Below are 22,548 nucleotides of genomic sequence, written 5' to 3'. Positions count from 1 at the left end.
TGCCGGCGCCTCAGACCATGGCCCGGCGGCCGGCGAGCGCGCGACCGAGCGTCAGCTCGTCGGCGAACTCCAGGTCGCCGCCCATCGGCAGTCCCGACGCGATTCGCGTGACCGTCAGCCCAGGGATGTCGCGCAGCATCCGCACCAGGTAGGTGGCCGTCGCCTCGCCTTCGGTGTTCGGGTCGGTCGCGATGATCACCTCGGTGATGTCGACGTCGTCGACCCGCTCCCCGATCCGGCTCAGCAGCTCGCGGATCCGCAGCTGTTCGGGCCCTACGCCGGACAACGGATCGAGCGCACCGCCCAGCACGTGGTAGCGGCCGCGGAATTCGCGGGTGCGTTCGACGGCCTGGATGTCTTTGGGCTCCTCGACGACGCACACCTGCGAGCCGTCCCGGCGGGGATCGGCGCAGATCCGGCAGCGCTCGTTGTCGGAGACGTTGCCGCACACCGCACAGAACCGCACACCGTCGCGGACCTTGGCCAGCACCGCGGTCAGCCGGTCGATGTCCGGCGGCTCAACCGATAGCAGGTGGAAGGCGATGCGCTGGGCGCTTTTGGGGCCGATGCCCGGCAGCTTGCCGAGCTCGTCGATCAAATCCTGGACGGGTCCTTCGAACATGTCGGTCGCGGAGTCTAAAGCCCCTGCGCGGGCGCGGGCGGTTGCCCCGGCGGCGGGCCGAAGCCGCCGGCCAGCGACCCCAGCCGTTCCTGGGCCATCCGGGTGACCTGCTTGGACGCATCACCCATGGCGCCGACGATCAGGTCCTGCAAGGTCTCAACGTCCGACGGGTCCACGACGGACGGATCGATCTTCACCGCGACCACCTCGCCGCTGCCCTTGACGACGACCTCGACCAAGCCCCCACCGGCCTGACCGCGGACCTCAGCGTTCGCCAGTTGTTGCTGCGCCTCCATGAGCTTCTGCTGCATCTGCTGCGCCTGGGCCAGCAGCGCCGACATATCGCCTCCGGGTTGCATGACAATCCCCTCGCATCTTGGTCTCGAGTTGGTTTCGCTCGTGAGTCTCCGGCGATTCGAAACACCCAGCGTAGACCGCGCGGCGCTAGCTTTGCGCCGTGGACCTACGAGTGAGCAGGCGTGTCGGCCTCAGGACGATCATCTGCATGATCGTTGCTGCGTCGGCCATCGTCATCCCGAACGCAATGGCAGCGCCATCCAGCATCGCCGGCATGGTGGTCTTCATCGATCCGGGCCACAACGGCTCCAATGACGGCTCCATCAACCGCCAGGTGCCCACCGGCCGCGGCGGCACCAAAGACTGCCAGACCAGCGGGACGGCCACCAACTCCGGCTACATGGAGCACACCTTCACCTGGGACACCGCGCTGCGGGTGCGCGCCGAGCTGAACGCCCTGGGGGTGCGGACCGCGCTGTCCCGCGCCAACGACAACGGCCTGGGACCCTGCGTCGACGAGCGCGCCAACGCGGCCAACGCCCTGCGCCCCAACGCGGTCCTGTCCATCCACGCCGACGGCGGCCCGCCGTCGGGCCGAGGCTTTCACGTCAACTATTCGGCCCCGCCGCTCAACCAGGTGCAGGCGGGCCCGTCGGTGCAGTACGCGCGGATCATGCGCGACCAGATGCAGGCCTCGGGGATCCCGCCGGCGAACTACATAGGCCAGAACGGCCTCTACGGCCGCTCGGATTTGACCGGCCTGAACCTGGCGCAGTACCCGTCGATCCTGGTCGAGTGCGGCAACATGAAGAACCCCGCGGACTCGGCGCTGATGGAGTCCGCCGAAGGCCGGCAGAAGTACGCCGACGCACTGGTCCGCGGCGTCGCGGGCTTCCTCGCCTCGCAGGGCCAGGCGCGCTAGACCCGCGACGCTAGCTCAGCTCTCCAGTTCCTTTTTCAGGTTGGCCAGCACCTCGCCCTGAATCCTCTTGAGCCCCAACGGCGCAAAGGTCTTTTCGAAGAAACCCTTCACACCGCCCGCGCCGTCCCAAGTGGTCTTCACGGTGACGCTGGAGCCGGGTCCGGCGGGAGCGACCGTCCAGTTGATCACCATCGACGAGTTCGCGTCCTTCTCGATGACCGTGTGCCCGGCCACGTCGACGTTGGCCTGCACGTCGCGCACCCGCGATTTGGTGGCCTGCAGCTTCCACTTGGCGACCGTGCCGGCCCCCTGCCCACCCTGCAGCACCTGGTAGTCGCTGTACTGCGGGGACAAAATTTTCGGACGGACGGTCTGATAGTCCGCGACGGCGGCAAGGGTTGCCGCGGGCTCCGCGTTGATCAAGATGGTGCTTTCCGCGCTCACCGGTGCCAAAGCGACCCCTCCTCACGATGATTTCCCCGACGCGGCCCTTCCGACGGGTGCACGGGTTGTTGTCGAAGACTAGGGTATATGTGGTGCCTGTCCTTGGATCTGCACTCTCGGCCCACAAGTCCGGCGTTGACCGGATGCTGGCAAGTTATCGATCCATTCCCCCAACTTCGGCCGTCCGATTGGCAAAGCCGACGTCAAATCTGTTCCGCGCCCGCACCAAACGTGATGCGCCCGGTCTGGACACGTCCGGACTGACCGGCGTTCTGGACGTGGATCCCGAATCCCGCACCGCCGATGTGGCCGGCATGTGCACCTACGCGGACCTGGTGACGGCGACGCTGCCGTATGGCCTCTCGCCGCTGGTAGTCCCGCAGCTGAAGACCATCACGCTGGGCGGCGCGGTCAGCGGCCTGGGCATCGAGTCGTCGTCCTTCCGCAACGGGCTGCCCCATGAATCGGTGTTGGAGATGGACATCCTCACCGGCGCTGGCGATTTGCTCACCACCTCGCGCACCCAGCACCCCGAGCTGTTCCGCGCCTTCCCGAATTCCTATGGGACGCTTGGTTATTCAACCCGGCTCCGGATCGAGCTGGAGCCCGTCGCGCCGTTCGTGGCGCTGCGGCACATCCGCTTCCGCTCGCTGCCCGATCTGGTTGCGGCCATGGAACGCATCATCGACACCGGCGGGCAGGGCGGGACGCCCGTCGACTACCTGGACGGCGTCGTCTTCAGCGCCGACGAAAGCTACCTGTGCGTGGGCCGGCGGACCACCACTCCCGGCCCGGTCAGCGACTACACCGGCCGCGACATCTACTACCAGTCGATCCGGCACGACGCCCCGGGGGTGGAAGCCACCAAGGATGACCGGCTGACCATGAACGATTACTTCTGGCGCTGGGACACCGATTGGTTCTGGTGCTCACGCGCGTTCGGCGTGCAGAACCCGCGGCTGCGGCGCTGGTGGCCGCGCCGCTACCGGCGCAGCAGCTTCTACTCCAAGCTCATCGCGATGGATCGGCGGTTCGGCATCGCCGACCGGATCGAGACGCGCAACGGCCGCCCACCCCGCGAACGGGTGGTGCAAGACATCGAGGTGCCGGTCGAACGGACCTGCGACTTCCTGGAGTGGTTCCTGGACAGCGTGCCCATCACGCCAATCTGGTTGTGCCCCTTGCGTCTACGCGACCACCAGGGCTGGCCGCTGTACCCGATGCGGCCGGATCACACCTATGTCAACGTCGGCTTCTGGTCATCGGTGCCGGCCGGCTCATGCGAGGGCGCCACCAATCGGATGATCGAAGCCAAGGTGAGCGAACTCGGTGGCCACAAGTCGCTGTATTCCGAGTCCTACTACTCCCGCGAGGATTTCGACGAGTTGTACGGCGGCGAGGCCTACAACACCGTCAAGAAAACCTATGACCCCGATTCTCGTTTACTCGACCTCTACGCGAAGGCGGTGCAACGGCGATGACGACGACGAAAGAACCCCACCGCTCACCGACCGGCAAATTGAGCATGGCCGAGATCCTGGAGGTCTTCGCCGCGACCGGACGACATCCGCTGAGGTTCACCGCCTACGACGGCAGCACGGCGGGAAGCGAAGACGCCGAACTGGGCCTGGATCTTCGGACGCCTCGCGGGGCCACTTACCTGGCCACCGCGCCCGGCGAACTCGGCCTGGCTCGCGCCTACGTGTCGGGCGACCTGCAGGCCTACGGCGTGCATCCGGGTGACCCGTACCAACTGCTCAAGACGCTGACCGATCGGGTCGAATTCAAACGGCCGCCGGCGCGGGTGCTGGCCAACGTCGTGCGTTCGCTGGGCTTCGAGCGGTTGTTGCCGGTGCCACCGCCACCCCAGGAAACCCGGCCGCGGTGGCGCCGGGTCACCGAAGGGCTGATGCACAGCAAGACCCGCGACGCCGAGGCCATCCACCACCATTACGACGTCTCCAATGCCTTCTACGAACTGGTGTTGGGCCCGTCGATGACCTATACCTGCGCGGTGTATCCCGACGCCGAGGCGACGTTGGAGGATGCGCAGCAAAACAAGTACCGGCTGATTTTCGAGAAGTTGCGGCTGCAGCCCGGCGACCGGCTGCTCGACGTCGGCTGCGGGTGGGGCGGCATGGTGCGGTACGCCGCGCGGCACGGTGTCCGGGCGATCGGCGCCACCCTGTCAGCCGAGCAGGCGAAGTGGGCGCAGCGGGCCATCGCCGACGAGGGGCTGGCGGAGCTGGCCGAGGTGCGACACTGCGACTACCGCGACGTCGGCGAGACGCAGTTCGACGCCGTCTCCTCGATCGGTTTGACCGAGCACATCGGCGTCAAGAACTACCCGGCCTACTTCGGATTCCTGAAGTCGAAGCTGCGCACCGGCGGGCTGCTGCTCAACCACTGCATCACCCGCCACGACAACACCTCCACCTCGTTCGCCGGCGGATTCACCGACCGCTACGTTTTCCCGGACGGCGAGCTGACCGGCTCGGGCCGCATCACCTGTGCGGTCCAGGATGTGGGCTTCGAGGTGCTGCACGCGGAGAACTTCCGCCATCACTACGCGATGACGCTGCGCGACTGGTGCCGCAACCTGGTCGAGCACTGGGACGTGGCGGTCGGCGAGGTCGGCTTGCCGACCGCCAAGGTATGGGGCCTGTACATGGCGGCTTCACGGGTGGCGTTCGAGCAGAACAACCTTCAGCTCCATCACGTGCTGGCAGCCAACACCGACACACGCGGGGATGACGACCTGCCACTGCGGCCCTGGTGGACGGCCTGACGCGCTAGCCGTTGTCGATGCGGCGGGCGCCCAGCTCGTTCTGCAGCAGTTCGAGCGCGACCTCTTCGGGGTCGCGGCGGGGCGCAGACGACTCGCCGCGGACCGCCTCGGCGAGCATGTGTTCCTCTTCGTCGCGGCGCGCGGAATCGACGTCGGGTGCGGGCTCGGCGACGTTGGGAACCGCGCGCCCGGCTTCCTCGCCGGCGAGGGTGGGTGACGCGGCCGACGCCGGGGCGCCGGCCTCACACCGCACTCGCCAATCGACACCGAGCGCGTCTTTGAGCGCCTCGGCGATGACGTCGGCGTTGCGCTGTTCGCAGAGCCTCTTGGCCAGCGGCGCCGACTCGTGGCTCAGGACCAACGTGTTGCCCTCGATGGCCCGGACGGTCGCCCCGGCCAACATCACCTCGGTGGTACGGCTGCGCTGACGCACCTTTTCGCGCACCGTGGGCCACATGCTGCGCACCGCCGCGGTGTTGAGTTCGCCTGGCGCCGAAGCTGATTCGGCCGCCGACGCGGCGACGGATGCGGGCGGAGGCGACTCGGGTTCGGGCTTGGGCTTCGGTTCCGGTTGCGGTTCGGGCTTGCGAGCGGGCGCCGCGGAGGGCCGGGTGAACCGGGCGGGTTGTGCTTCGGCCTGGGCGCTGCGTGGCGTCGCAGTGGAAACTTCCGAGCCGGGGATCGACATGTCCAGCCGGGTCTCGATTCGCTCGACGCGTTGCAGCAGCGCCGATTCGGTGTCGCTGGCCGAGGGCAGCAGCAGCCGCGCGCACACGACCTCGAGCAGCAGGCGCGGCGCCGTGGCTCCCCGCATCTCGCCCAGCCCCGCCTGCACCACCTCGGCGTAGCGGGTCAGGGTCGCCGGCCCGATCCGGGTCGCTTGCTCACGCATCCGCTCCAGCACGTCCTCCGGCGCGTCCACCACGCCACGGCTGGCCGCATCCGGGACGGCCTGCAGCAGGATGAGGTCGCGAAACCGCTCGAGCAGATCGGTGGCGAACCGCCGCGGGTCGTGGCCGGCGTCGATCACCGACTCCACCGCGCCGAACAGCGCCGCGGCATCGGCGGCGGCAAGCGAGTCCACCGCGTCGTCGATCAGCGCCATGTCGGTGGCGCCCAGCAGGCCCAGCGCCCGTTGATAGGTCACGTGCGCGCCCTCGGCGCCGGCGACCAGCTGATCCAGCACCGACAGGGTGTCGCGAGGCGAGCCGCCGCCGGCGCGGATCACCAACGGGTAGACGGCGTCGTCGACGGCGACGCCCTCCTGCTCGCAGATCCGCGCGATCAACGCCCGCATGGTCTTCGGCGGCAACAGCCGGAACGGGTAGTGATGGGTGCGCGATCGAATCGTCGGCAGCACCTTCTCCGGCTCGGTGGTGGCGAAAATGAAGATGAGGTGCTCGGGGGGCTCCTCCACGATCTTGAGCAGCGCGTTGAACCCGGCCGTGGTGACCATGTGCGCCTCGTCGACGATGAACACCCGGTAGCGCGACTGCGCGGGCGCGTAGAAAGCGCGGTCCCGCAGCTCGCGGGTGTCGTCCACGCCGCCGTGGCTGGCGGCGTCGAGTTCCACCACGTCGATGCTGCCGGGCGCGTTCGGCGCTAGCGCCTGGCACGAGTCACAGACCCCGCACGGGTTGGCGGTCGGGCCCTGTACGCAGTTCAGCGAGCGGGCCAGGATGCGCGCCGACGACGTCTTCCCGCACCCGCGCGGGCCCGAGAACAAATACGCGTGGTTGATCCGACCGGCTTCCAGGGCGATCGACAGTGGTTCGGTGACGTGCTCCTGCCCCACCACTTCGGCGAACGTTGCCGGTCGGTACTTGCGGTAGAGGGCCACGGTCAGCAGGCTACCGGCGTCGGGTGACTAGGGCCCGCGGGGCGTCGAGCGTGAACGTGGGGCGCGATTTCGGCGATTTTCTCGACGTCAGTTCACGCTCGACGCGGACGACGCCAGCAGCGACTCCGACGCCGCCAGCAGCGCGCAGCTGGCCAGGCCGTCGACGGCGTCACGCAGGTCCGGCAGCGACGGGAAGGTCGGCGCGATCCGGATGTTGGTGTCCTTCGGGTCTTTCCGGTACGGGAACGACGCACCCGCCTCGGTGACCGCGATGCCGGCGTCCTTGGCCAGCGCGACGGTCCGCTTCGCCGTGCCGGGCAGCACGTCGAGGCTGATGAAGTAGCCGCCCTTGGGGTCGGTCCACGACGCGATCTTGGAGTCGCTGAGCCGCTGATCCAGGATCTCGGCCGCCAACGCGAACTTCGGCGCCAGGATCTGCTGGTGCCGCAGCATGTGCAGCCGCACCCCGTCGGCGTCGCGGAAGAAGCGCAGGTGTCGCAGCTGGTTGACCTTGTCGGGCCCGATCGACTTCTTTCCCGCGTATTGCAGGTACCAGGCGATGTTGCCCAGCGATCCGCCCAAAAAGCTCACGCCGGCGCCGGCGAAGGTGATCTTCGAGGTGGACGCGAACACGTAGGGCCGATGGGGGTTCCCGGCCGCGGCGGCCAGCCCGAGCACGTCGACCTGCCGGACGAAGTCATGCGTCAGGGTGTGCACCGCATATGCGTTGTCCCAGAACAACCGGAAGTCGGCCGCCGCGGTCCGCATCTGGACGAGCCGCAGGACGGTGTCCCAGGAGTAGGTGACCCCGGTGGGGTTGCCGAACACCGGCACCGTCCACATGCCCTTGATGGCCGCATCGGCAGCGACCAACTCTTCGATCAGGTCGACATCCGGCCCGTCGGACAGCATCGGCACGGGGATCATCTCGATGCCCATCGTCTCGGTGATGGCGAAGTGCCGGTCGTAGCCCGGCGACGGGCATAGGAACTTGATGCTCGGTTCGTCCTTCCAGGGGCGCTGCGAGTCCACCCCGCCGTACAACATCGAGAAGGCGACGAGGTCGTGCATCAGCTCCAGGCTCGAGTTGTTGCCCGCGATCAGGTTCTGCACCGGGATACCGAGCAGTTCCCCAAAGATGGCCCGCAGCTCGGGCAGGCCGTGCAGGCCGCCGTAGTTGCGAGTGTCGGTGCCCTCGCTGTCGCGGAAGTCGTCCCCGGGCAGGCTCAGCAGCTGGTTGGACAGATCGAGCTGGGCGGGTGCCGGCTTGCCGCGGGTCAGGTCCAGGGAGAGCTTCTTGGCCTGCAGGTCCGCGTAGTCCTGCTGGTGACGAGTGTTCGCAGCCGCGAGCTCGGCCGGGGTGAGGGACTCCAGCGACACCATGAACCCTTTCGCTGTCGAAGCGGGAAACCAGTCGCGGCGGAGCCGGGCGAAGCGGGTCGCCACTCATCGGACATAGGGGACCCCGCGCACCCGACAGAGCCCATTGACCCTTGCTGCCTTCCGGCCCTGGGGGAGTTCACAGGATAGACGCCGCGCGGGGTCCAGCGACGAGTGTAATACCCGCCTCGGAGTCGACGTTGAGCAACTGGCGGGGGTCATCTGGCCCTCGGTTACCATGGCCACGGAGGATTCGCCTAGTGGCCTATGGCGCTCGCCTGGAACGCGGGTTGGGTTAACAGCCCTCGCGGGTTCAAATCCCGCATCCTCCGCCATTGGTCCGCCAAGCGGACACGTACGAATTGATATGGATTCGGGTCGGCCGGCTTTAGGCTGGCGTGGACTCACCAGCACGAGGAGGGGTATGGGGCGCAAGGTCGCCATCCCGTGGCACGCGTCATTTTCGATCGCTGCCGGCGTCCTCTACTTCTTTTTCGTGTTGCCGCGTTGGCCCGAGCTGATGGGCGACACCGCACACTCGCTGGGGACTTCGCTGCGCATCGTGACGGGTGCGCTGATTGCGCTCGCGGCGCTGCCCGTGGTGTTCACGCTGCTGCGCACCCGCAAGCCCGAGTTGGGGACGCCGCAGCTGGCCCTGTCCATCAGGATCTGGTCGATCGTGGCCCACGTGCTGGCCGGGGTGCTGATCATCGGGACGGCGATCAGCGAGATCTGGCTGAGCCTGGACGCCGCGGGGCGGTGGTTGTTCGGGATCTACGGGGCGGCCGCCGCGATCGCATTGCTCGGCATTTTCGCCTTCTACCTCTCCTTCGTCGCCGAGCTACCCCCGCCGCCGCCCAAACCGATCAAGGCGAAGAAGCCCAAGGAGCGCCGCGTGCGGCGCAAGAAGGGCGCCGAAGCCGAAGCCGAAGCCGAAGCCGAAGCCGAAGCCGAAGAAACAGAAGAAGCCGACGAAGCCGACGAAGGCGCGCCGGACGAGGCGGAGGCCGCCGCTGCCGAAGCCGAAGAAACAGAAGAAGCCGAGGCGGCCGAGCCTGCGGCGGCCCCTACCGAAGTCACCGCGGAAACCGACGCTGAGGCGGCACCGGAGCCGGCGGCCGAGGCGACGCCCGTCAAAGACACCACCGAGCCGTCCGACGCGGCCGCCGACGAGTCGAAGGCCAAGCTGCGCAACCGGCGCCCGACCGGCAAGGGGTCACACCGGATGCGCCGCAGGCGCACTCGGGCCGGTGTGGCCGTAGACGAAAACACCGACGAGGAATAGTCAGCGCCGCCGTAGCTGCTCCACGTAGGCGGCGATACGGCGCAGCGTCTCGTCCGTCCCCCACATCCGGCGCACCTCGTCGTCGACGTCGCGGGCCTCGCGGATCCGCGCCATCGCCGGGGCGTGCAACTGATTCTTCGTCTGCCGGTAGGCGTCGGCGGGGATGCTGCCCAGGTCCGATGCCTCCGCCACGGCCGCCTCGACGAGCTCGTCGGCGACGATGCGGTGGGCCAATCCGCGGGCCACGGCCTCCGCGCCCCGATAGTTGCGGCCCCCGAGCAGCACCTCGTCGGCATGGATTCCGCAGGCGTAGCGCATGACCTCCAAGGCTGCGACCGGGAACGGCACCCCGACGCGCACCTCGGCCGCGCCGATCTGCGCCTCCGGGCCGATCAGGCGGCGGTCGCAGGCGCACGCGAGCACGCAGCCGCCCGCGATGGCGGCGCCGTTGATCGCGGCGACGGTCGGCCCCGGATAGCTGAACATCGCATCGAACGCCGCGGACAGCGCGGGGACCAGCCGATCGGTGTAGCCGGTGCCGCCCTGCACCACCCGATTGAGGTCGACGCCGGCGCTGAAGGCGCGGCCGGCGCCGGTGACCACCAGCGCGCCGGCGTCCGAACGCGCCAGCTCGCGCACCGCCAAAGTCAGCTCTTCGAGCAGCTCGACATCCTGCGCATTGACCGGACCGGACGACAGCGTCAGCACCTGCACGGTCCCGACGGTGCTGATGTCGATCATGATCATTCCTCCGATCAGCGGCTGACGGTCGCAAGGACCACGGGAATCGGCGTGTTCTCGTCGGTGTGATAGCTCGCGCAGACCCGGTGGTAGCCGTCGGCGATCTGCAACGCAACCCCGGCCATGAAGTCTCCGCGCACCAACAGGATGGGTGACAGCGGTAGGCCCTTTTCGATCTTGGTCAGGTCCGCGGCGACGTGGGGATTGTCCACCGGAAGCAGGCTCAGCTGCGCCGCCCGCAGAATGTCTTTTGCCTTCCGGTGCGCCACGGTCCCGGATTTCAGCTTTTTGATCACCTTCTTCACGGTTTGCTTGTCCGCAAGCATGGTGAGGTAGTCCGCCGCCGCCGGAAAGTCATGAGCCTCAGGCTTTTCCAGCCATTTCACGCTGAGCATCGCGTTACTCCCTTCGCCGGCTCCGACATCGACGCAGCCTACCGGTTCGGCCCCGCGAAATTTGGGATCGGTAGCAACCGAAGCGTTCTGTACTTGCGTCAGGACGACGCCATTGGGGCGGCGCACGAAGGAAGGAACCACAAGTGAAACGTCATCTCGCAGCTGCGATTGCGACCCTGGGCTGCGCCGCGGCTTCAGTGGCCTTGGTGGGGTGCTCGGGCGGCGGCCACAGCGCATCGCCCGCGTCGAGCACGACGGCCAGCGTCGCCACAGGCACCAATGCGCAAGTCAAGGTGGGCGGTACCGACCTGGCCGGCGTGAACCCCGCGTCGGTGACCTGTGTGCGGACCGGCGGCAAGATCAACATCGGCAGCGGCTCCACGGGCGGGGCCCAGCAGGCGCTGGCCGTCGTGATGACCGACGAGGCCACCCCGAAGGTCCAGTCGCTGGCCCTCGTTGTCGACGGCAACGCCCTGGCGGTCAGCGACAACATGGGCGCGAAGGTGGGTTCGGCCAACGTCGCGGTCGATGGCAAGACCTACACCATCACCGGTCAGGCCCAGGGTGCCGACATGAAGAATCCGATGGCGGGAATGATCACCAAGGACTTCAACATCAAGGTGTCCTGCGGCTGATCGGTTGCGGCCTCGAGCGGCGGACGTGCCTCACTCACGCGTCCGCCGCTCGCGGTTTGGCCAACCAGACGCCGCCCCCGGACTTATGATGCAGCCGTGTCGATCTCGGACGAATTGGCGAAGGCGCGTCGTATGGCGCTCGCCGCCGATGAGGCCGGTGCGCGGGATCTGCTGCTCTCGCTGATTCCGAGGATCGAGCGGGAGGATCGAGACGACTTCATGGTGGAAGCCCTTGCGCAGCTTGGGGAGATCTATCTCGCGCGCGGAGCCTACGACGGGGTCCGCGAATCCGTCCGCCGCATCCGGGACTGCGTGGCGATCTACGCCGGCATCGTCGCCGGCGATGAACGGGTGCGGCTGTCCGGCGCCGAGATCACACTGATGATCCGCCGCTACTCGCGGCGCGCCCAGTTCCTGCAGACCGGTCTGGCCGCGGCGCTGGGCGACCACGATGGCGCGGCGGCGGAGCTGGGGCGCTTGGGCGACAACGACTCCGGTTCGGAGCCCGGTGAACTCACCGACGAACACCGGTACCTGTGCACCCTGGCGCATGTCCTGTGCGCCACCGCGCTGTGCGACGACGACCTGCATGTCCGGTCGGTCCCATTGTGGCAGAACGTTCTTGACGGCCTCGAGCACACTGGCGGCGGCGCTGAGCGGTCCGACTATCTGTGGGTCGCCGCCGCGACCGGGTACGGCAGGTTCTGCGTGGAAACCGGTCGGTTGTCAGAAGCGGAGCCGTGGCTGCGCCGCGCCGAAGCGCGCGCGCGAACCAACGGCTGGGAATTGGCCACGGCCAGAGCGCAATTGGAGCGCGCCGCGGCGCGCTGGGGGGCGAACGACCACGCCGGCACCGAGGAGCTGGTGGGACAGGCCTATCCCGTCATCGCCCGTCATGACCGGGCCCACGACGTCGCCCGGTGCTGGCTGTACATGGGACTCACTCGGCTGGCAGCCGGCGCACTGGAGGCCGCCGACGAATGCTGGGAACACGCCGAGCGGCACTGGCGGGAGTTGGGAAAACCACTGCCCCTGCACCGCATCCTGTTGCAGCGCAGCTGGATCGCCATCTTCTGGAGCCACTTCTCGGACGCGGTCGAGCTGATCGCGCAGGCGCGGGAGCTGCTGGACTCCTCGCCGCGCAGCAGCTGGCTGCAATACGCCCAGCTCGACAATCATCTCGGCACGGTCTGGCGCGCGGATGCGTTGGCGGATCTCGGCTTCGACAGCTCGGGCGATCCCGATGAGACGCTGCAGGAAACGGAGGCGCGCCAGGCCGAGGGCCTCGGCGTCCTGCGCGGCGAGGTCGGCACACCGGAGTACTGGCGCGGGATGGCCAAGCTCGAGCAGGCCGCCGAGCTCAAGGTGCCGGCCGCGCTGGCCGTCGACTCGGTGCGGTATTCGATCGCCGACGCCGACGCGAGGGCCCGCTGGGCCACCGGCATTTCGGCGCCCATCCTGGCCGGCGCCTTCGCCGTGGCCTGGGAGTGGGAGAACACCACGCTGATCAGTGAGCTCGTCGAATACCACAGTGCGCGTGGAACTTTCGAGGGTCTGCAACGTCCGCGACTCGGCGAATGGGCCTCGACGGCCCTCGCGTCGGTGCCCGTCGACGCCGACGCCGAGCCCGCCGCCCTGTCCGCCGCCGGCCCATCCGTCGCGGCGGGCGCCTCGTTGACCAGGCTAGGAGCGTTGCCGCCCTTGCGGATGCAACCCGGGGAGGCGCCGATCCTGAGCCACTACCGCGCCCTGGCATTGCAGCGCTACGGGCGCGAGGTCACCGCGGCCGAGCCCGCTTGGTGCACGTGGCCGTGAGTGAGCCCGACCGGCCGACATTGACGCTGCGCTACGCCGACCTCGGGATCGCGACGTACGCCAGCCTCCAGATCGTCGGTCAGCCGTCGAGAACCGTCACGTGGGTGCTGGAAGAGCCGCTGCTGCTGGCCGCGCTGCAAGAACTCAGCGCCGCCCTGCCCGAGCCGCACGGTGACGAAACCCGGCGTGACGCCATCGAGCGCGCGCTGACCACCGGACCATTCGCCAAGCCGGACACCGAACTCACCGTCGCCTACATCCTCGGCGTGCTGCTGATCGGTGCGCCCGGGTGGCAGCTGTTGGCCGAATGCATGACCTCGCCCCGGGCGGTGCTGTTCGTCTCGCCCAGCGCGCGGCTGGCGCGAGTGCCCTGGGGACTGCTGGCGATTCCGAAATCGGGCCCCAGCAAAGAGGAACTGGTGCGTGCGCGCCAGGACGCGATCACCGCGAGCGGCCGCGCCGCGGCCCAAATCCCTTGGCGGCTGGACAACATCGACGAGTTGACCGACGGCCATCGGCTGATGGAGTTGGTCGACGTGCTGATGGCGGTGCCGCCCAACATCGTGCACTCGCCGCGCACGCCCGCCGGCTGGGACGCCCGGCGCGGCGGGCCACCGCTGCTGGTTCTCGACCCACGGGTGCCGGGGCAGCGACCGGACTCCGCGCTCGGCTCGGTGCTGGGCAGGCCATCGCCGCACACGCCGCTGGCGCGGCACTTCGCCGAACTCCTCGAACGGCGTCCCGTCCTGCCGCATGCCGACACCGTGGTCGACCTGTTCCGTCGCCAAGATGCCGATCGCGCCTGGCTGGCCGGCCTGCTCGCTCAAACCCCTTGCCGGCTGCTCTATGTCGGGCACGCGAGTTCGGCGACCGAACAACACGACGGGGGAACTCGGGCGGACCGGGCGGCCCTTCACCTGGCCGACACGGCGGCTATCCCCGGGGATGCCAACACAATCGGCGATCACCGCCCGCTGACCGCCTCGGATCTGATGGCCCTTCGATTGCCGATGCCGCCGCGCGTGGCGCTGCTGGCGTGCGGCTCGGGGGGTGACTATCAATTCGATGAGGCGACCGGGGTGGTGGCGGCGATGATCCTCAACGGCGCGCAGTTGGTGACCGCCACCTTGTGGTCGCTGCCGACGACGGCCGCGTATCGGCAATTTGAGTCGCGCGATGCGCTGGGCGCGCAGCAGGCCGACCCGATGGCGGATCTGGTGGCCGCGGTGGACGCTTCGCACGATGTCGCGCCGGAGGCGGGATGCGAGGTGAACCGTTGGCAGCGGGAACAGCTGCGGCGCTGGCGCGGCGGTGATGTCAGCGCCAGCCCGCTGTATTGGGCCGCCCTGGTCACGTTCGCGGTTGACGGCGCCCGCTGACGCTCACAGCGACGCCACCCAGGCCGCGTGGACGGCCAGCACATCGTCGGGCAGCGAAAGCTCCTCGCGTGCCGTCGGATCGAAGGCCACCAGCACGAGCAGGCCCGGCCGCAGCATGGATAGGTCGCGACCACCCTCGCGTCGCGCCAGCTTGCCGATGAACGTCTCACCCGAGACGGCCACCACCTCGATGAACGCCTGACGTTTGACCTTGCGCACGGTGCCGACCCCGACGGTACGGTTTCCCGCATCCCCGCGACGGCGGGACCCGAACCATTCACCCGACAGCTTGTTCATGCGACCAGGGTGCTGCCGAATACCGGCTACCGAACCCAACTTTGTGGCTGCCGCAAACTTTGCGATGGCCCTATTCTGTGCTGATGAGCGCCGAACCGCAGGTAGCGACCGCCGTGGGGGGTGAGGCGGTGGGCCAGCCGCGGCGGTTGGTTATCGAGGCGGCCTGGCGCGCCATCGGTCCGGGTGTGGAGGCTTTCAGCGCCGACGACGGGGGTCCGCTGAGCCGGACCGTCAAACGCATCATCGACCCATTGGTGCTGCGACTGCGCGGCAATCCGGCGTATTCGGCCCCGGTCGTGACGCGCGAGACGGCACGCGCCATGCACGACCTCATCGTCGGCAGTGGTTCCGAATTACGCTCGGCCGCAGCCTGGTTCGAGGCGCTCAAACTGGAGCGCCGCCGGCAGCGGATACGCAGCGGGAACGCCCAGGAATTGTACTTTCCGGTCTGCTTCGAGCTCGCCGTCACGAAAGGCGCACCGACGCCGCATGATTACGCGACGGCGGCGGCGGTGCTCGGTGACATCCACCGGGATCGCGATCGCACCGCGATCGAGGTGCTGCACCGATACGTGGCGGACGCCGAGGTCGTTGCCAGGCTGGCCAAGCAGTTGGAACGCAGTTGGCGCGACGTGCGGGCGGGCGAGGCCGTCGTCGACTCGTTGCGGGGCGAGCTCGACACGGTGTTGGGCGCGGCCGGCAGCCATGGCGCCGCGGCGGCACGTCAGCGCGTCTGGTCGGCGATGATCGCCGGCACCACCCCGTATAACATGGGTGCGCTGGCCCGCACCGACACGACGCGGCTGCCATGGTCGATCGTCGAGCTGGGCTTGAGTTCGATTGCGCCGCAGCGTCCTCCGGCGATCTCCCGGGGTACGGATGGGGACCGCCCGCTGGACCGCAGCATCGTGGACCGCGTGCGCGCGACCCTGCGCCGCGCCCTGGATCGCGACGCGCTGCCCGAAATCCCGTTGCTGTGCGAGGAAGAAGTCGACCGGGCCTGCGCGCCGTGGGGGCTGCTGGCCGAAGACAAACAAGCCACTTTGGTGGCCGGCATCGAGGTCGCGGTGCAGCTGGCTCCGCTGGACCCATCCGCTTCTTGCCGCTATGACTTGGCGACCCAGATTCAGGCACGACTTCGCAAGGAAGCCTACGTGTTACACGCCCGGCGCTATCTGGCCGACAACGGACCGATTCATCCGCGCCAACAACAGGTGGTCGACGACCTGGGCGCCTACGCGCAGCCGTACCTGAGCCGGCTGTGGGCCCGGCTGCATGGTCGCGACGTCTGGCAGGAACCCTGTGCCGACGTCGACGACGTGCGCGCACTGCTCGACGGGGTGGCGCGCTCGGTGAGCCTCGACCACCGGCAACGAATCAAATCGATGCTGGAATTGCAGGTGGCCGGATGAGACTTGTTGCTGATGCCGGGCTTTGGAGCACCTGGCCCGTCGATGCGCCCGTCGCGACGCCACTGGTCGCGCTGCTCGAAGTCAGCGGCGCGGTGCTGTCCTGGTCGGTGGACGATCCCGACGATGCGGCTCCGCACATCACGTTCACCGATGTGTCGCGCGCGGACTGGTTGTGGCGGATCTTCGGCGAGGCCGGCCATGTCGCGCTGGTGTCGGCCATGAACCACACGACCGGGCGCCCCCACAGCATCGAGCTCACCGGCGTCGAGCTGGTGCCGGGCTCGATCGCCCCGCTGCGCAGGCTGGCCATCGGGCATTGGCTGCGCCGGTGGTGGCCGGCCAGCAGGCAGGACGGCATCGCCGGCCTGGACCGCGCGCTGCTCGATACCGAGGTCGCGCTGTTGACCGCCGGGGCGCAGAGCTTCTTTCCCGACGACACCCTGGACTCCGATGTGGCGCAGCTGCTGGCGCCGCACGCCGCCGCGCTGATAGGCCATGTCCGCAGCGATGATTCACGGATCGTCGACCTGGTACGTGCCGGTGCCGGGCTCGCCGACGAATTCGGCGCGGACGGCGATCGGTGGTCCGAATTGATTGCGGCAGTTGATGATACGGACGTGATCATTGCCCCGCCGAGCGATCGTCGCGACGATTACGCGCTGGCCGCCGGTGCCGGCGCGGGTCCGCGCGGCGCGGGCGTGATAGCACGGGGCGTCGCGTCCATCGCCTGGAGCGGGGTTCCCCCCGCGATCTTCGACGCCGCCGAGAGCACCGTCGACTGGAGCATCGAGTCCGGCGGCACGGGGGTGGTCGCCGTCGTGCAGGCGGCCGTCATCGGGCCGGACCCGGCAACCGGCCTACCGGTGCGGCTGCGCTCGGCGCCCATCGACGGCACCGGCACCCTGGACGCGACCGGGCGCGCCACCCTTGCGCTGAAAGACGCCCAGCGGCGCGCCCTGACGGAGTCGGCGGCATGGGACCACGATTGGTCGACGACATCGGTGGTCGTCGGCGCCGAAACAGCCGAAGCCGCCGAAATGCGGGAGCGGGCGCGCCGGTGGGCGCGGGCGCGCCAGGACCTGCCGCCGCGAGACGCGTTCCTGGCCGAGATTCTGGCGTCGGAATCTGCCTATTAGGTCTACTAAGAACCCCGCTCATTCCCTATGCTGAGCGAGTGCCAAACACCTATCGCGTCGTTCAGTGGAACACCGGAAACGTCGGCAAGAGCTCACTGAAATCGATCGTCACCAACCCCACGCTGGAATTGGTCGGCTGCTACGCCTGGTCACCGGAGAAGGCCGGCCGCGACGCCGGCGAACTCGTCGGCATCGAGCCGCTCGGCATCAAGGCGACCAACGACATCGACGAGCTGCTGGCGCTCAAGCCGGACTGTGTGGTCTACAACCCGATGTGGATCAACGTCGACGAGCTTGTCCGCATCCTGTCCGCCGGCGTCAACGTGGTGACCACCGCCTCGTTCATCACCGGACACAACCTCGGCGACGGCCGTGACCGTATCTTGGAGGCCTGCGACAAGGGCGGTTCCACCATCTTCGGCTCGGGTGTCAGCCCGGGCTTCGCCGAACTGTTGGCCATCGTGTCGGCCATGGTGTGCAACCGGATCGACAAGGTCACCGTCAACGAGGCCGCCGACACCACCTTCTATGACTCGCCGGAGACCGAGAAGCCCGTCGGCTTCGGCCAGCCGATCGACCATCCCGACCTGCCGGCGATGGCCGCGAAGGGCACGGCCATTTTCGGCGAGGCCGTCCGGCTGGTGGGCGACGCGCTCGGAATCGAGCTGGACGAGGTGCGCTGTGTCGCCGAGTTCGCCCAGACCACCGAGGACCTGGTCATGGCTTCCTGGACCATCCCCGCGGGACACGTCGCGGGGACCTACATCAGCTGGCAGGGCATCGTCAACGGCAAGGTCCTGATCGACCTCAACGTCCGGTGGAGGAAGGGGCAGACCCTGGAACCCGACTGGAAGATCGAGCAGGACGGCTGGGTCATCCAGGTCGACGGCCAGCCCACGGTCACCACCAAGGTCGGCTTCCTGCCGCCGCCGTACTTCGAGGCCACCACGCTCGAGGAATTCATGGACCTCGGACACATCATGACGGCGGTGCCCGCCATCAACGGGATCGCCGCCGTCGTCGCCGCGGCGCCGGGAATCGCCACCTACGCCGATCTTCCGCTGACACTGCCGCGCGGCAACGCCTACGTCGGATAGCCCGGTTCAGCCCTCGCCCGCCGCCATGGCCTCGCCGACATTCGCCCGTCGCCGAGCGGGTTTGGCGTAGCGGGCGCCCAGGGACGGCACCGCGAGCGGGCCTTGGTCACGGACCGCCTCGATGGCGTTGCGCAGCGGACGGGCAAGGCCCGCAAAGGATCCCATGTCGAACAGCAGCGGCGTCAACAGCCGGTTGTGGACGAACCCGAAGGCGCTGCCCGTCTCTGGGTCGGCCCAGCCGAGTGTTCCGCCCAGGCCGACGTGACCGAAACCGCGGAGCAAACCGGGAACCGGCGACTCGTGGTAGCCCAGGTGAAAAGGCATGGGCACCACCATGTTCGCGTCGGGCCACTTGCGGCGCGCCTGCCCGGCCAGCCCGCGGGTCAGGTCCTCGGAGAGGAACTTCTTTCCGTCGATGCGGCCGTCGTTGGCCAGGACAGCGAACATCTTGGCGAGGCCCCGACCGGTGACCACGCCGTTGGCGGCGGGGATCTCGCCGTCCAGGAACGGGGTGTCGCCTTTGATCAGGGAGATGACGCCGGGGAAGTACATCGCGCCCAGCGCGCCGGAGAACGGCAGGCCGGCCACCCGCGGCGCGATGAAGCTGAATACCGGTGCGCGCAGCCTGCCCTGCGGTATCAGGATCTGGGCCGCCGTGGTCGGTGAGCCTTGCGGTGGGCGCCCCAGGTGCAACCCGTCGGTGTTGAGCGGACGCGCCACCTCCTGGCGGATCAGCTCGCGCATGCCCTTGCCGGTCACCGCCCTGGCCAGACCGGACAGCAACCACCCGTAGGTGAGCGCGTGGTAGGCCTGCACACCGCGCAGGTGATCGACCGGCGCCGCCGCCAGCCGCTCCTCCATGAGGAGGTGGTCCATCAGTTCCGTCTTGCTGACCCCGCGCAGGTGTGACAGCCCGGACCGGTGCCGCAGGACGTCGCGGACCGTGATCTCGGCCTTCCCGTTGGCGGCGAAGTCGGGCCAGTAGTCGGCGACGGGCGCGTCATAGGAGAGCAGGCCGCGGTCGGCGAGCCGGTGAATCACCGTGGAGGCGACCCCTTTGGTCGCCGAGAACACCATGGCGCCGGTGTCCGCCGTCCAGCGCTGGGTGCCGGCCCGGTCCGACCAGCCGGTCCAGACGTCCACGACGGGAATTCCGTCGACGTAGACGCTCAGCGCTCCCCCGCCGAACCGGCGACCGGGAAACAGCTGGGAGAACAGTCTGATGGCGCTCGCGAAACGAGGGTCGGCAGCACCGGACACACCGCGTGGCAAACCAGCGTCGGTGACCAGCAGAGTCGACGGCGTCACCGCGTCGCGACGCCTCGAGCGTTCACGAGCTTGAAGCTATCAGTCGTCCGGTGGCTCGGGTTTCGAACCGCGGCCTTCTTCGGTGGGTGAGTCCCCCAGATACCGCCTCAGCCGCAGCAGCTGATTGACCACCATGCCGATGCCGAGCAGCATCAACACCACCACTACTGCCACCACGATCGCGGTGCTCACCCGTCCATGATGACAGGGCGGGGGTTTCGATATCTCCTGTTGAGGGGTAGCCAGCACGCCATGAGCAACGAAGACAAGCTGAAGAACAAGATCGAGGACCTCGGGGGCCGCGCGAAGGAAGCCATCGGCAAGGCGACCGGCGACCACGACACCAGGGACGAGGGCAGGGCGGACCAGGCGAAGTCCAGCCTGAAGGACGCCGGCGAAAAGGTGAAGGACGCCTTCAAGAAGTAGTGAACATCCGCAAGCTATCGGCCATGTCGGCCGCGGCGCTGGCGGGTGCGTTCGTGGCGAGCGCGCCCGCCGCGTCCGCGGCGGCCGAGCCGTGTCCCGACGTCGAAGTCGTCTTCGCCCGGGGATCCGGGGAAGCGCCCGGTGTCGGCGGGATCGGTCGGCCGTTCATCGACGCGTTGCGCTCGCAGGTCGGCGGCAGATCACTGACCGTGTATCCAGTCAATTACCCTGCCAGCACTGACTTTTCCAGCCCTGACTTCCCGCTCACTGTGATCGACGGCATCCGGGACGCCAGTTCGCACCTCGAATCGATGGCGGCGAATTGCCCTAATACCAAAGAGGTGCTCGGCGGCTACTCGCAGGGCGCGGCGGTGGCGGGCTACACCACCTCGGCCGCCGTGCCCGCGGGCGTGCCCGCCTCCACCGTGCCCGCACCGATGCCGCCGGACGTCGCGAAGCACGTCGCCGCCGTGACATTATTCGGCACCCCATCGGGCCAGTTCCTGCAGAAGTACAACGCGCCGCCGCTGACCATCGGGCCGCTGTATCAGCCGAAGACGCTCGAACTGTGCGCGCAGGGCGATCCGATCTGCGGGAACGCCGACACCACCAACTTCGCCGCGCACACATCGTATCCGGTCAACGGCATGACGAACCAAGCCGCCAACTTCGCCTCCAGCCACCTCTAGATTTTGCGGTCTTGCACAATGAGCCCATGCGGGTTCTGATCACGGGTGGTACCGGTTTCGTCGGCGGGTGGACGGCCAAGGCAATCTCCGATGCGGGGCACTCCGTGCGATTCCTGGTCCGCAACCCCGACAAGCTGCACACCACCGTCGCCAAGCTGGGCGTCGACGTATCGGACTTCGCCGTCGCCGACATCATCGATCGCGTCGCGGTGCGCGCGGCCTTGCAGGGGTGCGACGCCGTCGTGCACAGCGCCGCGCTGGTCGCGACCGACCCGCGCCAGACACCCGAGATGCTCGCCACGAACATGCAGGGCGCTCAGAACGTGCTGGGCCAGTCCGTCGAGCTCGGCCTGGATCCCATCGTCCACGTGTCCAGTTTCACCGCGCTGTTCCATCCGGACCTGGAGACGCTGACCGCGGACCTGCCGGTGGTGGGCGGGGCGGACGGATACGGGACGTCGAAGGCGCAGGTCGAGATCTATGCGCGGGGGTTACAGGATGCGGGCGCGCCGGTCAACATCACCTATCCCGGCATGGTGCTCGGCCCGCCGGTCGGCGACCAATTCGGTGAGGCCGGCGAGGGGGTGCGGGCGGCCGTGCAGATGCACGCGATCCCCGGCCGCAGCGCCGCGTGGCTGATCGTCGACGTCCGCGATCTGGCCGCGCTCCACACGGCGTTGCTCGAGCCCGGGCGCGGGCCACGCCGCTACACCGCCGGCGGTCATCGGGTGCCCGCGGCCGACCTCGCGAACCTGCTCGGGGAGGTTGCCGGGACGCCGATGGTCGCCGTCCCGATCCCGGACAGCGCGCTTCGCGTCGCGGGCGCGGTGCTGGATCGGGCGAACCGTTTCCTGCCCTTCGAAACGCCGTTCACCTGGGCCGGCATGCAGTACTACACGCAGATGCCGGCGTCCGACGATTCCCCGAGCGAACGGGACCTCGGCATCACCTTTCGCGATCCCAAGGAGACGGTGGCGGACACCTTCGCGGCGATGCGCGCCGAAGGCGGCTAGCACTGTGCGTCTCAGCCGGCCGGCTTGATTTCCAGGCCGACGTGCACCTTGTCGATGCCGCCGCGGACGATCGAGTGCGCGTAGAACCACGGCGCGTGGTACCAGTACCGCTTGAGGACGGCGTTGTAGACGCGTCGCGTCTCCGACTTCGGTAGCACCCTGGCTGTCGCTTCGACCTCGTCGCTCTTCGGCTTGCCCAGCGCGCCGCTCTTGGCGATCGTCACCCTGGGAGTGTTGTTGATTCGCTTGGTTTTCCACGAACCGTCGTCGGTGATCACCAAGAGCGTGTCGTCGCCGTCGGGCACGCCCCAGATCGGTGTCGGTTTCGGACGGCCATCCTTGGTGAACGTCGTCAAGAGCAAGTACTTGGACTGAATAACGTCCTTGAAGCTGGGGGTCACGCGTCTTCCCTATCTATGAATGGAATGCCCCAAGCCTATCCCCGATAGTTAAGAAACTTAAACTTGACTAGTGGCGGCGCAGGTCATCCCATCGCGGCCGAAATGGATTGGCTCACCGGGCAACTGTCGATCCTTCGCGACCGTGGTCGGCTCGCCTGAAGCTTGACCACCGCGATGTCGGGTGCAAGCATGTCAGCTACCCCGTTTGGGCGATCGCCCAAACCAG

24 protein-coding genes, 1 tRNA gene and 1 other RNA gene are annotated in these 22,548 nt (G+C 68.3%); 14 read left to right on the top strand and 12 right to left on the bottom strand.

All coding sequences use genetic code 11. From position 1 onward, the window contains the following. Window positions 1-10 precede the first annotated feature (10 nt). Together recR and AC5Y4T_RS20535 are read right to left on the bottom strand one after the other, a co-directional pair. Window positions 11-622, bottom strand: a complete 612-nt coding sequence (gene recR, locus AC5Y4T_RS20540; RefSeq protein ID WP_499917154.1) for a recombination mediator RecR — start codon at window positions 620-622, stop codon at window positions 11-13. A gap of 14 nt (window positions 623-636) precedes the next feature. After that, window positions 637-981, bottom strand: a complete 345-nt coding sequence (locus AC5Y4T_RS20535; RefSeq protein WP_082971177.1) for a YbaB/EbfC family nucleoid-associated protein — start codon at window positions 979-981, stop codon at window positions 637-639. A 98-nt stretch (window positions 982-1,079) separates the two neighbouring features. Here AC5Y4T_RS20535 and AC5Y4T_RS20530 point away from each other — a divergent pair, with 98 nt between their 5' ends. Further along, window positions 1,080-1,841, top strand: coding sequence for an Rv3717 family N-acetylmuramoyl-L-alanine amidase (locus AC5Y4T_RS20530; RefSeq protein WP_499917155.1), 762 nt, complete (start codon window positions 1,080-1,082; stop codon window positions 1,839-1,841). Window positions 1,842-1,856: 15 nt separating this feature from the next. Here AC5Y4T_RS20530 and AC5Y4T_RS20525 read toward each other — a convergent pair whose 3' ends face one another. After that, entirely contained in the window at window positions 1,857-2,294 is a 438-nt protein-coding gene (locus AC5Y4T_RS20525; RefSeq protein WP_499917156.1) for an SRPBCC family protein, read from the bottom strand. Between the two features lie 80 nt (window positions 2,295-2,374). Between AC5Y4T_RS20525 and AC5Y4T_RS20520 the strand changes: the two genes are divergently transcribed. Both AC5Y4T_RS20520 and AC5Y4T_RS20515 read left to right on the top strand, forming a co-directional pair. Further along, window positions 2,375-3,766, top strand: a complete 1,392-nt coding sequence (locus tag AC5Y4T_RS20520) for an FAD-binding oxidoreductase (protein WP_499955108.1) — start codon at window positions 2,375-2,377, stop codon at window positions 3,764-3,766. Beyond that, window positions 3,763-5,073 carry a class I SAM-dependent methyltransferase gene (locus AC5Y4T_RS20515; protein ID WP_499955106.1) on the top strand — a complete coding sequence of 437 codons (1,311 nt, stop codon included), beginning with the start codon at window positions 3,763-3,765 and terminating at the stop codon, window positions 5,071-5,073. The genes AC5Y4T_RS20520 and AC5Y4T_RS20515 overlap by 4 nt, the downstream gene beginning before the upstream one ends. A gap of 4 nt (window positions 5,074-5,077) precedes the next feature. On the opposite strand, the gene AC5Y4T_RS20510 is transcribed toward AC5Y4T_RS20515, so the two are convergent. From AC5Y4T_RS20510 to ffs, 3 genes are all read right to left on the bottom strand, one after another. Continuing rightward, entirely contained in the window at window positions 5,078-6,913 is a 1,836-nt protein-coding gene (locus AC5Y4T_RS20510; protein ID WP_499955104.1) for a DNA polymerase III subunits gamma/tau, read from the bottom strand. An 87-nt stretch (window positions 6,914-7,000) separates the two neighbouring features. Next, a complete protein-coding gene (locus AC5Y4T_RS20505; protein ID WP_499917646.1) occupies window positions 7,001-8,293 on the bottom strand; it encodes an aspartate aminotransferase type Ic in 1,293 nt (430 codons plus the stop codon). Between the two features lie 73 nt (window positions 8,294-8,366). After that, window positions 8,367-8,463, bottom strand: an RNA gene (gene ffs / locus AC5Y4T_RS20500) — signal recognition particle sRNA small type. 76 nt (window positions 8,464-8,539) lie between these two features. Here ffs and AC5Y4T_RS20495 point away from each other — a divergent pair. After that, a tRNA-Ser gene (locus AC5Y4T_RS20495) sits at window positions 8,540-8,628 on the top strand. 89 nt (window positions 8,629-8,717) lie between these two features. Next, window positions 8,718-9,578, top strand: a complete 861-nt coding sequence (lucA, locus tag AC5Y4T_RS20490; RefSeq protein ID WP_499917160.1) for a lipid uptake coordinator LucA — start codon at window positions 8,718-8,720, stop codon at window positions 9,576-9,578. On the opposite strand, the gene AC5Y4T_RS20485 is transcribed toward lucA, so the two are convergent. Continuing rightward, entirely contained in the window at window positions 9,579-10,319 is a 741-nt protein-coding gene (locus AC5Y4T_RS20485) for an enoyl-CoA hydratase/isomerase family protein (RefSeq protein ID WP_499917161.1), read from the bottom strand. A gap of 14 nt (window positions 10,320-10,333) precedes the next feature. Next, window positions 10,334-10,714 (bottom strand): hypothetical protein, encoded by a 381-nt coding sequence (locus AC5Y4T_RS20480; RefSeq protein ID WP_499917162.1) that lies wholly within the window; start codon window positions 10,712-10,714, stop codon window positions 10,334-10,336. Window positions 10,715-10,890: 176 nt separating this feature from the next. Here AC5Y4T_RS20480 and AC5Y4T_RS20475 point away from each other — a divergent pair, with 176 nt between their 5' ends. From AC5Y4T_RS20475 to AC5Y4T_RS20465, 3 genes are all read left to right on the top strand, one after another. Then, complete coding sequence (locus AC5Y4T_RS20475; RefSeq protein WP_499917647.1) at window positions 10,891-11,349, top strand: lipoprotein LpqH; 459 nt, start codon at window positions 10,891-10,893, stop codon at window positions 11,347-11,349. Between the two features lie 96 nt (window positions 11,350-11,445). Continuing rightward, window positions 11,446-13,164: a hypothetical protein gene (locus tag AC5Y4T_RS20470; protein ID WP_499917163.1), complete on the top strand. Its 1,719-nt coding sequence runs from the start codon at window positions 11,446-11,448 to the stop codon at window positions 13,162-13,164. Continuing rightward, the gene (locus AC5Y4T_RS20465) at window positions 13,161-14,543 is read left to right on the top strand and encodes a CHAT domain-containing protein (RefSeq protein ID WP_499917164.1); all 1,383 of its coding nucleotides are present in this window, start codon (window positions 13,161-13,163) and stop codon (window positions 14,541-14,543) included. Before AC5Y4T_RS20470 ends, AC5Y4T_RS20465 begins: the two co-directional genes overlap by 4 nt. 3 nt (window positions 14,544-14,546) lie before the next feature. Here the strand turns inward: AC5Y4T_RS20465 and AC5Y4T_RS20460 are convergent, their stop codons facing one another. Then, window positions 14,547-14,879, bottom strand: coding sequence for a hypothetical protein (locus AC5Y4T_RS20460; protein ID WP_499917165.1), 333 nt, complete (start codon window positions 14,877-14,879; stop codon window positions 14,547-14,549). 44 nt (window positions 14,880-14,923) lie between these two features. Between AC5Y4T_RS20460 and AC5Y4T_RS20455 the strand changes: the two genes are divergently transcribed. From AC5Y4T_RS20455 to AC5Y4T_RS20445, 3 genes are read left to right on the top strand one after another with little or no spacing between them, the layout of a single operon-like run. Beyond that, window positions 14,924-16,252 carry a hypothetical protein gene (locus AC5Y4T_RS20455; protein WP_499917166.1) on the top strand — a complete coding sequence of 443 codons (1,329 nt, stop codon included), beginning with the start codon at window positions 14,924-14,926 and terminating at the stop codon, window positions 16,250-16,252. Then, on the top strand, window positions 16,249-17,388 hold the full coding sequence (locus AC5Y4T_RS20450) for a hypothetical protein (protein WP_499917167.1): 1,140 nt from the start codon (window positions 16,249-16,251) through the stop codon (window positions 17,386-17,388). The genes AC5Y4T_RS20455 and AC5Y4T_RS20450 overlap by 4 nt, the downstream gene beginning before the upstream one ends. Before the next feature lie 38 nt (window positions 17,389-17,426). Then, window positions 17,427-18,485, top strand: coding sequence for an NAD(P)H-dependent amine dehydrogenase family protein (locus AC5Y4T_RS20445; protein WP_499917168.1), 1,059 nt, complete (start codon window positions 17,427-17,429; stop codon window positions 18,483-18,485). 6 nt (window positions 18,486-18,491) lie between these two features. Here the strand turns inward: AC5Y4T_RS20445 and lipL are convergent, their stop codons facing one another. Then, the gene (lipL, locus tag AC5Y4T_RS20440; RefSeq protein ID WP_499917169.1) at window positions 18,492-19,793 is read right to left on the bottom strand and encodes an esterase/beta-lactamase LipL; all 1,302 of its coding nucleotides are present in this window, start codon (window positions 19,791-19,793) and stop codon (window positions 18,492-18,494) included. A 39-nt stretch (window positions 19,794-19,832) separates the two neighbouring features. Further along, window positions 19,833-19,985, bottom strand: coding sequence for a hypothetical protein (locus AC5Y4T_RS20435; protein ID WP_499917694.1), 153 nt, complete (start codon window positions 19,983-19,985; stop codon window positions 19,833-19,835). 60 nt (window positions 19,986-20,045) lie between these two features. Here AC5Y4T_RS20435 and AC5Y4T_RS20430 point away from each other — a divergent pair, with 60 nt between their 5' ends. Genes AC5Y4T_RS20430 through AC5Y4T_RS20420 form a run of 3 tightly spaced genes read left to right on the top strand, consistent with a single transcriptional unit; the run spans window position 20,046 to window position 21,921 of the window. Continuing rightward, window positions 20,046-20,219, top strand: coding sequence for a CsbD family protein (locus AC5Y4T_RS20430; protein ID WP_046182002.1), 174 nt, complete (start codon window positions 20,046-20,048; stop codon window positions 20,217-20,219). 23 nt (window positions 20,220-20,242) lie between these two features. Next, window positions 20,243-20,908: a cutinase family protein gene (locus AC5Y4T_RS20425; protein WP_499917170.1), complete on the top strand. Its 666-nt coding sequence runs from the start codon at window positions 20,243-20,245 to the stop codon at window positions 20,906-20,908. 26 nt (window positions 20,909-20,934) lie between these two features. Beyond that, window positions 20,935-21,921 carry an NAD-dependent epimerase/dehydratase family protein gene (locus AC5Y4T_RS20420; protein WP_499917171.1) on the top strand — a complete coding sequence of 329 codons (987 nt, stop codon included), beginning with the start codon at window positions 20,935-20,937 and terminating at the stop codon, window positions 21,919-21,921. Window positions 21,922-21,932: 11 nt separating this feature from the next. Here AC5Y4T_RS20420 and AC5Y4T_RS20415 read toward each other — a convergent pair whose 3' ends face one another. Then, window positions 21,933-22,322 carry a PPOX class F420-dependent oxidoreductase gene (locus AC5Y4T_RS20415; RefSeq protein WP_499955102.1) on the bottom strand — a complete coding sequence of 130 codons (390 nt, stop codon included), beginning with the start codon at window positions 22,320-22,322 and terminating at the stop codon, window positions 21,933-21,935. Window positions 22,323-22,548: the final 226 nt, after the last annotated feature.

Source organism: Mycobacterium sp. NGS11 (genome assembly GCF_059813315.1).
This window is presented reverse-complemented; position numbering and strand designations above follow the sequence as displayed.

What these genes read in the sequence shown, in the direction of transcription:
- AC5Y4T_RS20420 (WP_499917171.1), top strand. Translation starts at nt 20,935, where the DNA reads ATGCGGGTTCTGATCACGGGTGGTACCGGTTTCGTCGGCGGGTGGACG.
- AC5Y4T_RS20480 (WP_499917162.1), bottom strand. Translation starts at nt 10,714, where the DNA reads ATGCTCAGCGTGAAATGGCTGGAAAAGCCTGAGGCTCATGACTTTCCG.
- AC5Y4T_RS20515 (WP_499955106.1), top strand. Translation starts at nt 3,763, where the DNA reads ATGACGACGACGAAAGAACCCCACCGCTCACCGACCGGCAAATTGAGC.
- AC5Y4T_RS20455 (WP_499917166.1), top strand. Translation starts at nt 14,924, where the DNA reads ATGAGCGCCGAACCGCAGGTAGCGACCGCCGTGGGGGGTGAGGCGGTG.
- AC5Y4T_RS20425 (WP_499917170.1), top strand. Translation starts at nt 20,243, where the DNA reads ATGTCGGCCGCGGCGCTGGCGGGTGCGTTCGTGGCGAGCGCGCCCGCC.
- AC5Y4T_RS20430 (WP_046182002.1), top strand. Translation starts at nt 20,046, where the DNA reads ATGAGCAACGAAGACAAGCTGAAGAACAAGATCGAGGACCTCGGGGGC.
- lucA (WP_499917160.1), top strand. Translation starts at nt 8,718, where the DNA reads ATGGGGCGCAAGGTCGCCATCCCGTGGCACGCGTCATTTTCGATCGCT.
- AC5Y4T_RS20535 (WP_082971177.1), bottom strand. Translation starts at nt 981, where the DNA reads ATGCAACCCGGAGGCGATATGTCGGCGCTGCTGGCCCAGGCGCAGCAG.
- AC5Y4T_RS20450 (WP_499917167.1), top strand. Translation starts at nt 16,249, where the DNA reads ATGAGACTTGTTGCTGATGCCGGGCTTTGGAGCACCTGGCCCGTCGAT.
- recR (WP_499917154.1), bottom strand. Translation starts at nt 622, where the DNA reads ATGTTCGAAGGACCCGTCCAGGATTTGATCGACGAGCTCGGCAAGCTG.
- AC5Y4T_RS20485 (WP_499917161.1), bottom strand. Translation starts at nt 10,319, where the DNA reads ATGATCGACATCAGCACCGTCGGGACCGTGCAGGTGCTGACGCTGTCG.